8 protein-coding genes and 1 pseudogene are annotated in these 12,449 nt (G+C 73.9%); 4 read left to right on the top strand and 5 right to left on the bottom strand.

Features of this window, described 5'->3' with window-relative positions; genetic code table 11:
- Nucleotides 1–30 precede the first annotated feature (30 nt).
- On the top strand, nt 31–3,303 hold the full coding sequence (locus ABH926_RS47305) for a BTAD domain-containing putative transcriptional regulator (protein WP_370373889.1): 3,273 nt from the start codon (nt 31–33) through the stop codon (nt 3,301–3,303).
- Between the two features lie 40 nt (nt 3,304–3,343).
- Here the strand turns inward: ABH926_RS47305 and ABH926_RS47310 are convergent, their stop codons facing one another.
- The gene (locus tag ABH926_RS47310; RefSeq protein ID WP_370373891.1) at nt 3,344–4,342 is read right to left on the bottom strand and encodes an aldo/keto reductase; all 999 of its coding nucleotides are present in this window, start codon (nt 4,340–4,342) and stop codon (nt 3,344–3,346) included.
- 58 nt (nt 4,343–4,400) lie between these two features.
- Between ABH926_RS47310 and ABH926_RS47315 the strand changes: the two genes are divergently transcribed.
- On the top strand, nt 4,401–4,796 hold the full coding sequence (locus ABH926_RS47315; protein ID WP_370373893.1) for a MerR family transcriptional regulator: 396 nt from the start codon (nt 4,401–4,403) through the stop codon (nt 4,794–4,796).
- A gap of 47 nt (nt 4,797–4,843) precedes the next feature.
- Nucleotides 4,844–5,128 (top strand): hypothetical protein, encoded by a 285-nt coding sequence (locus tag ABH926_RS47320; RefSeq protein ID WP_370373894.1) that lies wholly within the window; start codon nt 4,844–4,846, stop codon nt 5,126–5,128.
- A gap of 1 nt (nt 5,129) precedes the next feature.
- Here the strand turns inward: ABH926_RS47320 and ABH926_RS47325 are convergent, their stop codons facing one another.
- The 4 genes from ABH926_RS47325 to ABH926_RS47340 all read right to left on the bottom strand — a co-directional run bounded on the left by ABH926_RS47325 (nt 5,130) and on the right by ABH926_RS47340 (nt 11,462).
- Complete coding sequence (locus ABH926_RS47325; protein WP_370373896.1) at nt 5,130–6,326, bottom strand: acetyl-CoA acetyltransferase; 1,197 nt, start codon at nt 6,324–6,326, stop codon at nt 5,130–5,132.
- The gene (locus tag ABH926_RS47330) at nt 6,326–7,759 is read right to left on the bottom strand and encodes an OB-fold domain-containing protein (RefSeq protein ID WP_370373898.1); all 1,434 of its coding nucleotides are present in this window, start codon (nt 7,757–7,759) and stop codon (nt 6,326–6,328) included. The genes ABH926_RS47325 and ABH926_RS47330 overlap by 1 nt, the downstream gene beginning before the upstream one ends.
- A 56-nt stretch (nt 7,760–7,815) precedes the next feature.
- Nucleotides 7,816–9,597: a hypothetical protein gene (locus ABH926_RS47335; RefSeq protein WP_370373900.1), complete on the bottom strand. Its 1,782-nt coding sequence runs from the start codon at nt 9,595–9,597 to the stop codon at nt 7,816–7,818.
- A gap of 71 nt (nt 9,598–9,668) precedes the next feature.
- The gene (locus ABH926_RS47340; RefSeq protein WP_370373902.1) at nt 9,669–11,462 is read right to left on the bottom strand and encodes a VWA domain-containing protein; all 1,794 of its coding nucleotides are present in this window, start codon (nt 11,460–11,462) and stop codon (nt 9,669–9,671) included.
- Nucleotides 11,463–11,617: 155 nt separating this feature from the next.
- Here ABH926_RS47340 and ABH926_RS47345 point away from each other — a divergent pair.
- Nucleotides 11,618–12,381, top strand: a pseudogene (locus ABH926_RS47345) (neutral zinc metallopeptidase).
- Nucleotides 12,382–12,449 lie beyond the last annotated feature (68 nt).

Here is a 12,449-nt window from a genome sequence, read left to right on the forward strand (position 1 = left end):
ACTCGCCACCGGCCCGCGTATCCTGCCCGGGTGGCAGAAAGCGCGTGGCGGTTCAGCGTCCTCGGCCCGGTGCGGGGCTGGGGTCCGTACGGCGAACTCGACCTCGGCTCGCCCCAGCAGCGCGAACTGCTGGCCCTGCTGGTGCTGCGGCCCGGCCGCGCGGCCATGGCCGAGGAGCTCATCGACGCGCTGTGGGGCGGCGACGCGCCGAAGGGCGCGCTGAGCACCATCCGCACCTACGCCTCGCGGCTGCGCCGGGCGCTGTCCGACCCGGAGCACCCGGTCAGCCCGATCAGCTCCGTGGCCGGCGGCTACGCCCTCACCGTCGCCCCGGCGGCGGTGGACGCGCTGGCCTTCGAGGCCGGCCGGACCGCGGCGGCGGGCCTGCGGGCCGGCGGCGACCTGATCGGCGCGGCCCGTCGGCTGCACGAGGCGCTGCAGCTGTGGCAGGGGGAACCGCTGGCCGGGCTGACCGGGCCGTTCGCGCTGGCGCAGCGCGCGCAGTGGACCGAGCGCCGCCTCGGCGCGCTGGAGGTCAGGATCGCGCTGGACCTGGAGGTCGGACGCTACGGCGCGGTGACGGCCGAGCTGGCGGCGCTGGCGGCGGAGTTCCCGCTCCGGGAACGCTTCCGCGAACTGCAGATGGTCGCGCTGTCCCGCAGCGGACGCAAAGCCGAGGCACTGGCCGTCTACGAACAGACGCGGCGCACGCTCGCCGAGGAGCTCGGGGTCGATCCGGGTCCTGATCTGCGGGCGCTGTATCGGCGGGTGGCGGCCGGATCGGCCGATGCCGACTCGGTGAACGGCTCCAGACGCGGTGCGGGGCGGTCCGGGGGTCCGGGGGACTCCGGCTCTGCGTCGCCGGGCTTCGGCGGTGCGTCGGGGCTGTCGGGGCAGTCGGCTCCCATGGTCGCCATGGTTGGCACGGTTGGCACGGCTGGCACGGTCGCCACCGATGCGGCGGCTTCGCCGTCCGCCGCGGGCCCGGCCGGCCCGGCCGCCCCGGCTGCCCCGTGTGTCCCGGCCCAGCTCCCAGCCGACGTCGCCGACTTCACCGGCCGCGCCCTGTGGTCGCGCCAGCTGCTGGAGCTGATGCAGCCCGGCGACGCCATGCCGCTGGCCGTGCTCTCCGGCATCGGCGGCGCGGGCAAGTCCACGCTCGCGGTCCACACCGCGCACCTGGCCGCCGCTCGGTTCCCCGACGGCCAGCTGTTCGCCGCGCTGCGCGGGACCGACCGGGAGCCGGCCGATCCCGGCGGCGTGCTCGGCGGGTTCCTGCGGGCCCTGGGCACCGATCCGGGCGCCGTGCCGGACACCGTGCAGGAGCGCTTCGAGCTGTTCCGCAGCACCCTGGCCGGACGGCGGGTGCTGATCGTGCTCGACGACGTCCGCGACGCCGAGCAGATCCGGCCCCTGCTGCCCGGCATCCCCGGCTGCGCGGTCCTGGCCACCAGCCGCTCCCGGCTCACCGGCGTCCCCGGCGCGCGCCTGCTGGAGCTCGGCGCCTTCCACCCCGACGAGGCGCTGGCGCTGTTCAGCGCCGTGGCCGGCCCGGACCGGGTGGCCGGCTCGGAGGCGGCCGTGCGGCGCGCGGTCGCGGTGTGCGGACACCTGCCGCTGGCAGTGCGGATCCTGGCCTCGCGCCTGGCCGCCCGGCCGCACTGGACCGCCGAGACGCTGGCCGGCCGGCTGTGCGACGAGGCCCGGCGGCTGGACGAGCTGCGGGCCGGGGACCTGGCCGTGGAGGCGACGTTCCGGCTCGGGTACGAGCACCTGCGGCCGGAGCAGGCGCACGCCTTCCGGCTGCTGGCCGTGCCCGACGGCCCGGACATCGGCGTCGAGGCGGTCGCGGCCCTGCTGCGCTGCCCGGAGCAGGAGGCCGAGGACCTGGCCGAGGGGCTGGTCGACCTGTGCCTGGTGGAGTCGCCGAGCCCGGGACGCTACCGGCTGCACGCGCTGCTGCGGATGTTCGCGCGCCGGCTGGCGGCGGAGATCGACGGCCCGGCTGCGCCGCGCGCAGCGCTGGACCGCTTAATCCGGCACTACCTGGGCCTCTCCGCCGCCGCGGCGAGCACGGTGAACAGCTGCGCGGCCAACCTCGTCGGGCTGATATCGGCGCCGCGGGGCGTCCAGGTCCCGGCCGATCCCGGGGAGTGCATGGCGTGGGGCGAGCGGGAGCGCGAGGCGGTGTGCGCGGCGGCCGCGCAGGCGCTGCTGAGCAGGCATGCGGGCTCTGATTCCGGCGTCGGTGCCGGTGCCGGTGTTGGCGTCGACGCCGGCGCCGGCGCGGCCGAGACCGTCGACACCGTCGCCGATCTCTTGTACTGGCTGGGCATCCTGTGCCAGTCCGGCCCCGGCGACCAGGACCTGGCGCGGCTGGCGGCGGTCGTCATCGACGAGGCCGACCGCGACGGCAACCGCCGCGCCGAGGTCATCGCCCGCTCGCAGCTCGCGTATTCGCTGTCGCAGTCCTGGTACCTGGCCGAGGCCGACGTGCAGGCCTCCGCGGCCGTCGCCGTGGCCCGCGGCCTCTCCGAGCCCGGCTACCTGCTCGAAGCGCTGTCGGTGCTGTCCGCGAACCACTGGCGGGCCGGGCACGACGAGGAGTCCATGCGGGCCGCCGCCGAGGCGCTGCGCCTGCTGGAGGACAACGACGCCGGGTGGGAGCAGCTGTCCGAGGCGCAGCTCAACCTGTCCCAGAGCCTGTGCCGCGTCCAGCGGCCGCAGGAGGCCCGGGAGCTCGCCGAGCGCGGCCTGGCCCTGCGCCGTGCCCACGGCGACGCCCGGGGCCTGGCCGACGGCCTGCACGCCACCGGGATGGTGCTGCGCGAGGCCGGCTGCCCCGACCGCGCCGCGGCCTGCCACCGCGAGGCCTCCGACATCCACCGGGGCATCGGCCAGCACCGCCGGCTGGGCTGGTCGCAGCTCCGGCTCGCCGAGGCCCTCGCCGACCAGGGCGTGGACGAGGAGGCGCTGGAGGCGGCCGGCCAGGCCGCCGAGACGCTCACCGAACTCGGCGACCGCCCCGGCCGGGGCCTGGCGCTGGCGCTGGTCGGCCGCATCCGCGAGCGGCTCGGCGACCCGGACGGCGCCCGCGCGGCGTGGCAGGACGCGTACTCGGTGTTCGACGGGACGTCCTCGCCGGTGACGGCCGAGCTGCGCAAGCTGCTCGGGCTCGATGCCGGGTCCGGCGGCCTGCTCGGCGCCGAGGCCGAGGCAGAGGCCGGGCCCGAGCCGGCCGGGCGGCCGGCCGAGCAGTGGCCGCCGTGGATGCCTCGGCATCCGGTGCCGCCGCGGGTTTAGCGGTTCGCGGCGGCGATGGTGTCGTGGTCGTGGCGGCTGCTTACACGGCCGCCTCCGCGTCCAATTCCATCTCGGCCAGAGTCTTCGCCAGCGCGGTGGCCACCTCCTGCGGCACGTCCACCGCCCCGAGCCCGTCCTCGAGCTGCGCCACCGAGCTGACCCCGAACACCGGCACGATCGCCGGATCGCCCTTCATCAGCCACGCCAGGGCCAGCTGCGTGCGGCTCACCCCGGCCTCGTCGGCGGCGTGCCACAGGGCCTGGACCCGCCGCTGGTTCTCCGGGCTCTGATACTGCCGCGGCAGCGGCCGGTCGGCGCGGACCAGCGAGCCCTCCAGGAGCGAGGAGTAGGCCATCATCGACAGCTCGCCGGCCCGCACCATGGCCAGCAGCTCGTCGTCGGCCGGCTCCTGCGGCGAGGTGAAGCTCGCGCCGGGCAGCGCGCGCAGGAAGCCGTGGCGCTGCTGGACCGCCGTGTAGCCGGGGACGCCCAGCTCCTCAGCGGCGGCCCGGGCCCGCTTGACCCGCGTGGTCGGGTGGTTCGAGACGCCGGCGACGGCGACCTTGCCCTGCACGATCAGCTCCCCGAACGCGCCGGCGGTCTCGGTGAAGGTGACCGACAGGTCCTCGATGTGCGCGAACAGCACCTCGACGTGGTCGGTGCCCAGCCGCTGCAGGCTGCCCTCGATGGCCTTGCGGATCGCGGGGGCCGACAGTCCTTCGGCGTTGCGTGGCCACGGCACCGAGCCCAGCGCCGGGTCCGGCTGCGCGCCGAGCTTGGTGGAGATCACCATCTCCTCGCGGCAGCCGCGCGCCGCCATCCAGCGGCCCACCGTCTGCTCGCTCTCGTGCCCGGTGGCGCCCTCGACCCAGAACGAGTAGCAGTCGGCGGTGTCCAGGAAGGTCCCGCCGGCCTCGCGGAAGCGGTCCAGGATCGCGAAGGAGGTCGGTTCGTCGATGGTGGTGCCGAACATCATGGTGCCCAGCGCCAGCGTGCTCACTCGCGGCCCACCGTGGCCGCCGAAGATCGTGGTGTCCATGGCGACCATCGTGGAATCTGGAGCGCGCTCAAGGTCAAGCCCTCTTACGATGAGCGCCATGACCACGATGGACTACTCCCCGGCGCAGACTGTCGAAATGTCCGGCTTCTCCCTCGACACCCTGCGCTACTACGAGCGCATCGGCCTGATCGAGCCCGTCCGCCGCGCCGCCGGCGGCCACCGCCGCTACAGCGACGACGACCTCGGCTGGCTGGACATGCTGCGCTGCCTGCGCGGCACCGGCATGCCGATCGCGCAGATGCAGACCTTCGCCGAGCTGGTCCGCGACGGCGACGGGACGGTCGCCGAGCGGCTGGCGCTGCTGGAGGAGCACGACGCCAGCGTCGAGGCGGAGATGGCCCGGCTGATCGAGCTGCGGCGCAAGGTGCGGGAGAAGATCGCGTACTACCGGTCGCATTTGAGGGACGAGCCGGTGGAGTGCGTGCACGAGTAGGGTGCGGACGCAAGGCTGCCAGCTATGTCCACGACAGGAGAGACGGCATGCGAATGCGCCCACTGATACTGGCGGCGGCTGGTGTTCTGTCGGCCGGCTTGGCGAGCGGTACGGCGACCGCGTCCGTGGCCGCCGCGCCGGCACCGGCACCCGCCACATTCACCGCCACGGCTACGGCCTGGGGGACAGACTCACTGTTCGCCTACATCAACGCCAAGGCCGCTCTCACCGCGAAGTACACGGGCTGCACGAACATCGTCATCATCTCGTCCCTCCCGTCGGGCAGCGGCTGGGTGGACACGGTCGAGGGAACCTGTAACGGCACCGCCTGATTCAGCCCGCCCGCGTGCCCAGAATCGATACGAACCCCACCATTTCGCCGGGATATCCGCCCAGATTGTGCGTCAGCGCCAGCTCCCGCTGCCCGAACGTCCCGATCCGCCGGTCCTCCGGCGCCTCGCCGCGCAGCTGGAGCCAGGCCTCGTAGACCATGCGCAGCCCGGAGGCGCCGACCGGGTGTCCGAAGGACTTCAGTCCGCCGTCGGGGTTGACCGGCAGGTCCCCGTCCAGGTCGAAGGCCCCGGCCAGGACGTCCTGCCAGGCCTTGCCGCGCCCGCAGAAGCCCAGGTCCTCCATCAGGACCAGCTCGGTGGGGGTGAAGCAGTCGTGCACCTCGGCCATCGCCAGCTCGGCGCGCGGGTCGGCGACGCCGGCCTGGCGGTAGGCGTCCTGGGCGGCGGCCACGATCTCGGGGAAGGTGGTGTAGTCGTAGCCGGGGTCGCCCAGCGGCAGGCCGTTGCCCGCCACCAGTGACAGGGCTTTGATGTACAGCGGCTTGTCGGTGTAGCGCGGGGCGTCCTCGGCGCGCACCACGATCGCCGCCGCCGCGCCGTCGGCCACCCCGGCGCAGTCGAACACCGACAGCTCGCCGGCCACCCGCGGCATCGCCAGCAGCTGCTCGACCGGCCACTCCTTGCGGAACTGGGCCTTGGGGTTGCGGGCGCCGTTGGCGTGGTTCTTCGACGCGATGCGCGCCAGGACCTCGCGCATCTCCTGGGGGGCGACGCCGTATTTGGCGCCGTAGGCCGGCACCACCATCGAGAACATCGCGGCGGCGGTGACGGTGCGGGCGGTGCCGTCGCCGGGGATCGGGAAGGCGTTCAGGCCCTGGTAGCCCGAATCCTTCACCTTCTCCACGCCGACGGCCATCGCCACGTCGTAGGCGCCGGAGGCGACCGCGTACGCGGCCTGGCGCAGCGCCTCGGAGCCGGTCGCGCAGTAGTTCTCGACGCGCGTCACCGGCTTGCCCTCCAGCTCCAGCGGCCGGGCCAGGGTGATGCCGCTCATGCCGGACTGCGCGGTGCCCAGCCAGTAGGCGTCGATCTCCTCCTTGGCCAGCCCGGCCCCGGCGAACGCCTCGCCGGTCGCGGTCAGCAGGAGCTCGTCGGGGCCGCTGTCCCAGTGCTCAGCGAAGCGGGTGCAGCCCATGCCGACGATCGCGACGCGGTCCTTGATGCCGTGCGAGGCCATCAGCGGCCCTCCTGTTCCTGTTCCTGTTCCAGCTTCAGCGGTTCCAGGCGGCGGACGGGGCGGGCTTTCCAGAAGTAGTTGTGGATGCCGTCGGCGCTGCTCAGGCGGCGGAACGTGGCCTCCACGCGCAGCCCGATCGCGACCTCGCCGGCGTCCACGTCGGTCAGCTCGATCGGCAGCCGCCCGCCGCCGTCGAAGTCGACGACGGCGAAGACCACCGGCGGGCTGGGGGAGTAGGCGAGGCGGTCGACGGTGAAGGTGACGATGGTGCCCTCGGCGCCGGCGGCCGGGTGCGGCGTGTGGTCGAACGGCGAGGGCGGCAGATGCGTGGTGCCGTCCTCGCCCGCCGAGCCCACGAGCGCGAACTTCCAGCCGGCGGACCGGGCCGCGGCCGAGGCGGAGGTGCGCGCCGGCTCCGGGCGGCGCGGCGGCTCGACCGGCAGGAAGCCGCGCCAGGCGAGGTAGCGGCCGTAGGGGACGCTGCCGGCGCGCGCGATCTGGTCGGCGACGGGGCGCGCGGGACGGTAGCCGGGCAGCGCTTCGGTGGCACGCCACAGGAAGGCGTCGGCACCGTCCGCCAGGACGAGCAGGGCGATCTTCTGGCCGGGCCGTGCGTTCTCCAGGGCGGAGGCGAGCAGCAGGGCCGGGTGGGCCGCGCCGGAGTTGCCGACGGTCTTGGCGAAGGGGTCGTGGTGGCGGTCGGCGGGGACGCCGGTCTTCTTGGCGGCGGATTTCGCGGCCCGCTCGTGGATGCCGGCCACCAGGAGGATGTCGATGTCCCCGGGGGCGGTGCCGGTCGCGGCCAGTAGCGCGTTCCAGGCCTCGGTAGCCAGGTTCACGTAATGCGTCTCGCCGAAGCGGTCTTCCCAGGTCTTCGAGGTCTGCTCGCCGGGGGCGCGCCAGCGGTCGAGGAACTCTTCGCTGGCGCCGGTGTGGGCGAGGAGCTCGGCCAGCACGGGGCGCCCCGCGGCCTCGCTGTCCTCGCCGACGAGCAGCGCGGCGGCGGCGTCGCCCCCGGCGGCTTCGTCGGCGCTGCCGGGGCGGCCGGTGCGCAGGTCGGAGGCGACGACGAGGTGGGTTCCGGCGCCGGTCAGCGCCGCGTCGAGGGCGGCGACGGTGCAGCGGACGGCTCCGGTGGCGTCGTAGGCGGCCGTCGTGCGAGGCAGCCGCAGGGCGGCGTGCACGGCGGTGGCGTTGGTGCGGTCCTCGTAGGCCGGGGCGGTGGTGGTGAACCACAGGGTCCTGACGCTGTCGGCGGCGGTCGGCGGCACGGCGGCGCGCGCGGCGGCGACGCCCATGGTGGTCGTGTCCTCGTCGTAGGAGGCCACGGCGCGGGTGCCGGTCCCGCCGCCGGTGCCGGCCACGGCCGCGATGCCGGTGCGGTCCAGGCGTCGGTAAGGCAGGTGGACGCCCCACCCCAGGATTCCTCGCATGGCGGCATCGTAGCGGAAATCTGATGGGGCGTCAGATTGGGGAATCCGGCAGGGAATCAGGGCACTTCGCCGGCCAGTTCCTCCAACCCGAGGCGGATGAGCTCCCCGGAGACGTCACGCTCCAGATCCCGGTGACAGGCACACCGCCGCAGCGGCACGTTCAGCGCCACACAGATCGCCGCGCCGTACAACCGCACGGTCCTGGCCTGGTTCGCAGCAGTGGCGCCGGCCGGATGCGAGATGGCCTCAGCCACCAGATCGGCCAGCATCTCCCGCTCCCGCGCCACCCCCAGCCACCGCATCCCGGCCCCCGCCGTCGAACGCATGGCGGCCCCGGCCGAGGGCGCGAGCCCGTCCACGGCCCGCGCGATGCGCGCCAGCGCCGTACAGTGCGCCGGCCCCCACTCGCCATAGCAGCGCTGCCACAGTTCGGGGCCCAGCACGGTGGACAGGACGGTGCGCAGCGGCGGCTCCGGCGCCGGCTTGGAGAAGCCGGGCACGATGAAGTCGGGGACCGAGATGTCCTCCGGCGGCGCGACGGGGCGGAGGTCGACGAGGGTCGGCGGATCGGGTTCGGGTGTGGGTGCGGGTTTCTGGGCGGGGGCCGGCGCAGCGGTGGCTGACGCGGTAGTAGGCACAGGCGCAGAGGTCGGCCAGGGCTTGCGCTGACGGACGGGCAGCGGCGGACGGCCGGGGGTCAGCGGGGGCTCGGCGATCAGCGCCTGGTCGATGGGCAGCGGTCGGTCGGCGGACAGCGCCTGGTCGATGGGCAGCGGTCGGTCGGCGGTTGTCGGGCGATCCTTGGCCGTCGGTCGCTCGGTCGGCGGCGCGGGCTGCGGCTTCTGCTCCGGCGCCGGAGCGACGAAGTCGGGCCGCAGGAAGTCGGGCACGACAAGGTCGTCGGGATCGATCGGCGGCATCCGGTCGATCAGCGTCGGCGGATCGGCCTCGGGCACCGGCTCGGCAGGCGGCGGATTGAGCACGACGCTCCGCATCGCCGCGATCCGAGGCGGCCTGCGCGGCGCGACGGGCTTGGACGGCTCGGAGGGTTCAGAGGGCTCGAACTCGATACGCGGCATAGGCCGGGTCGGAGCCTCGTCGCGGAAGAGCGGGCGCGCGCCGATCCAGTCCGGATCCAGGGCACGCTCCTTGCGCAACAGCGGACGCTGATCGATGCGCGGCTCGGGATCCTCCACAGGTTCCGCCACAGGTTCCGCCGCATGACCGTTGATCCGGGGATGCTCCTGCTCGGCCTCGGCCTCGGCCTCAGGCGCGGGCTCGTGCTTGGGATCAGTCTCAGGAGCGTGCTTCGGCTCGGTCTCGGCTGCCGGCTTGTTTTCGGCCGCACGCCGGTGTTCGGCCCCGGCCGCGAGCCACCTCGCGCCGACCAGCCCGGCCCCGGCCGCAGGCCGGCTCTCGCCACCCCGCTCGCTCCCCGCCCGCTCAGCATCCCTCACAGCCTGCTCACGCCCCTCGGCGGCCCGCCGCAGCCAGACCGGCGTCGTCGGCACCGCGTCGTCGTCGGCCGTGTCCTCCGGCTCCGCGTCGTAGAACATCGGCTCCTCGTCAGCCAGGGTGCCCGCTTCGGCGGGCTCTGACTCCTGGCTCGGGGGCGGCGTCACCCGATCGCGCGGTGCGGCGGGGCGGGCGGCGGTCCAGATCGCGGGGGCGCTGGTGAGGGCCGGGTCGGCGAGTTCGATGGTGCGCATCGCGTGGCGGGGCGGGCGCAGGGCGGGGCCGCCCAGGTTGCGGTGCTGGGGGCAGCGGGTGCCGAGTTCGCGGACGTGGCGTTGGCACGCGCTTCCGTCGCGTGTCGGCGCGCCGCAGTGAAATGCCATGGAGGCAGTTTCCCGATTCCGGGTCTGGTCTGTCATGCGGTTCGTACCAGATCGTTAACACGAGAGCCTCACTACCGGGTGTCTGTGCTCCCCAATATCGCGGCGGTCATCTGGCCCATGTCCTGGAAGTGCACCGCCGCGCCGCCGGTGACCGCGGTGATCTTGTTCAGCAGGGTCAGGTCCGCGTTCGTGCCCAGGGCGACCACGAACACCCGCACCGGCCGGGCCGGGTCGACCACCGCCTGCAGTTTGGCGATCAGCTGGTCCGAGGTCATGCTGTTGAGGTCGTCGTCCTTGCCGTCGGTGAACACCACCACCGTGTTCACCCGCGTCGCGTCCCAGCCCTTCTGGACCTGCTGATACGCCGCCAGCAGCGCGTCGTACAGCCCGTTGCGCGACCCCGCCTTGTCCGTCAGCGCCCCGTACGCCGCGATCATCCGCTGCCCGTGCGTCCCGCCGCCGGGCTCGGCCGAGCCCAGCTCGGCGATCGGCAGCACCGGGTCGATGACCGTCGAGCCGGCGGCGTCGTGCGTGGTGGTGAACGTCCACAGCCCCATCGCCGCATGGCTCCCGAACAGCGCCATCGCCTTCTCGCACGCCGCCGCCGTCAGCTGCAGCCGGGTCTGCCCGGTCCCGGCCACCGGCTGCGCCATCGACCCCGACACGTCCACCACCGCCAGCATCCGCAGCTGCCGCGTCAGCGTCGCCCACAGCGCCAGCGCCTGCCCGGCGGCCCCATAGGCGGCGCGCGTCGACGCCGCCAGCTGGTCGCCGTGCAGCTCCGGGTCCGCGGCCAGCACCTGGCTCGGTCCGCCGTCCGGCGAGCGGAAACCCTGCCGCCGCAAGGCGTCCTGCGCCGTCGTCTGCAGATACGCCAGCAGCCGGTTCGAGGCGATCGCGTGCGCGTCGTCCTCCCCGTTGAGCACCACCAACGGGTAGTCCAACGACGCCGAACCGTCCGAGGGGTACAGCGCGGCCAACGGCGCCGCGGGCTTGCCGGCGTTGTACCGGAACACCTGCTGCTCCGAGGCCGGGAACACCTTGCCCGTCAGCTGCGCCATCGACGCCGCGACGTTGTTCGCCATGCTCTTCACGAACCCGGTGATCCCGACCTTCAGCTGCGGATCGTCCACCGCCTGCGTCAGCATCCCGTTCAGCTGGATCAGGGCCGAGAGCCCGGCGCCGTCATGGGTCGGATCGGCGATGGCCACGACCGGTCCACCGGCGGCGGCGGTGCCGGTGCTGGTGCTGGTGGCGGTGGAGTCAGAACTCTGCGACTGCGCGAGCGCCATCTTCACCAGCTGCTCCCAGCTGAACGACCCCTGCGATCCTTGAGAACCCTGAGAACCCTGACCGCCCAGGAGTGCCGCGACCGCCTTCGGCGCCGCCACCACCGTCGGCGAGTCCGCCACCGAGCTCCCGCCCTGCGGCAGCAGCGCCTGCCCCGCACCGGTCGCCCGGGCCAGCTCCAGCCACAGCGAGGCGTCCGGGATCCACACGTCCGGACGCCCGCGCACCCCGGCCGGCGCCGCACCGCTGCCGGCCAGGAAGTGCGCCATGTCCGCGGAGTCGGCCGAGGTCATCAGCACCCGCACACACGGCACCGGCTGCTGCGCGAGCACCGGCGCCAGGGCGCTCGCCAGCTCCGGCGTGACCGCCGCCGAGATCGTCGTCGGCCCCGCCGGACAGGTCGCCGGCGCGGCGGCCCCGGCCCCGGCGGAGTCGGCGGCGTGCCGGTGACCTGCGGCGTACCACGCCGCCCCGCCGCCGGAGGCGCCCAGCACGAGCACCACGACCAGGGTGATCGGCACCGACATCCGGGCGCCACGCGGTGCGGGGGAGCGATGAAGGTGCCCGTGTGCCATGAAGGTTCCTTCCGTGTGACCCGTGACACTCGACACTCGCGGAACGCGCGCAGGCTAGTGGGTCAGGGTCCGGATTTCCAGAGGCCGGGCCGTGCGGCCGCCCCCGCGCTCCCGCGGATCGGCGGCCTGCCCGGCGGCTTCGGCCTGCCCGGCGGATGATCCTGGCGCTGATCGCCGCGGCGGTGCTCATCGCGGACCTGGCCGGAGTCCAGCTGGGCGTCGTCGTCGAACTGCATAGCGCGATCTTCCTGGACGAATCGCCCCGACCTGCAGCGGCTCCGGCCCCTCGCGCGAGCCCGACCGGCCCGCCGCGTAACTACTGGACCGGCTTCTTCGCCCGTAACAACAAGAAGTACCCGCCCGCCCAGACCGTCATCTTCAGCGGTGCCACCCGCACCGGCTGCGGCGCCGCGACCTCCGCCGTCGGGCCCTTCTACTGCCCCTCGGACCGCACCGTCTACCTGGACCTGGGCTTCTGGCAGGAGCTCCGGACCAAGTTCGGCGCGCGCGGCGGACCGTTCGCGCAGGCCTACGTCCTGGCCCACGAGTACGGGCACCACGTCCAGAGCCTCACCGGCGCGCTGCGCAACAGCCAGTCCTCCCGACAGGGGCGAACAGTGGCGCGGTGCGGGTCGAACTCCAGGCGGACTGTTACGCCGGGCTGTGGGCCCACTACGCTACGACGACGAAGGACACCGGCGGCAGGACCCTGATCAAGGACCTCACCAAACAGGACATCTCCGACGGACTGGACGCCGCCGCCGCTGTCGGCGACGACCGGATCCAGGCGCAGTACCAGGGCCGGGTCACGCCGGAGACCTGGACCCACGGCTCGGCGGCGCAGCGTCAGCAGTGGTTCCTCACCGGTTACCAAACGGGAAACTTCCAGTCCTGCGATACTTTCTCCGGCGCCGTGTGAACCTCCGTGCGATATTCCGCCGTTGTCCCGGGGTTACTCAAAGCATGGATGCGTCATGGGTCGCGAGC

The organism is Catenulispora sp. GP43, assembly GCF_041260665.1.
Lineage (GTDB): Bacteria > Actinomycetota > Actinomycetes > Streptomycetales > Catenulisporaceae > Catenulispora.

Bases quoted from the DNA above. Each gene is read 5' to 3' on its own strand.
- ABH926_RS47335 (WP_370373900.1), bottom strand. From the start codon at position 9,597: ATGGCATTTCACTGCGGCGCGCCGACACGCGACGGAAGCGCGTGCCAA.
- ABH926_RS47310 (WP_370373891.1), bottom strand. From the start codon at position 4,342: ATGGACACCACGATCTTCGGCGGCCACGGTGGGCCGCGAGTGAGCACG.
- ABH926_RS47320 (WP_370373894.1), top strand. From the start codon at position 4,844: ATGCGAATGCGCCCACTGATACTGGCGGCGGCTGGTGTTCTGTCGGCC.
- ABH926_RS47325 (WP_370373896.1), bottom strand. From the start codon at position 6,326: ATGGCCTCGCACGGCATCAAGGACCGCGTCGCGATCGTCGGCATGGGC.
- ABH926_RS47330 (WP_370373898.1), bottom strand. From the start codon at position 7,759: ATGCGAGGAATCCTGGGGTGGGGCGTCCACCTGCCTTACCGACGCCTG.
- ABH926_RS47315 (WP_370373893.1), top strand. From the start codon at position 4,401: ATGACCACGATGGACTACTCCCCGGCGCAGACTGTCGAAATGTCCGGC.
- ABH926_RS47340 (WP_370373902.1), bottom strand. From the start codon at position 11,462: ATGGCACACGGGCACCTTCATCGCTCCCCCGCACCGCGTGGCGCCCGG.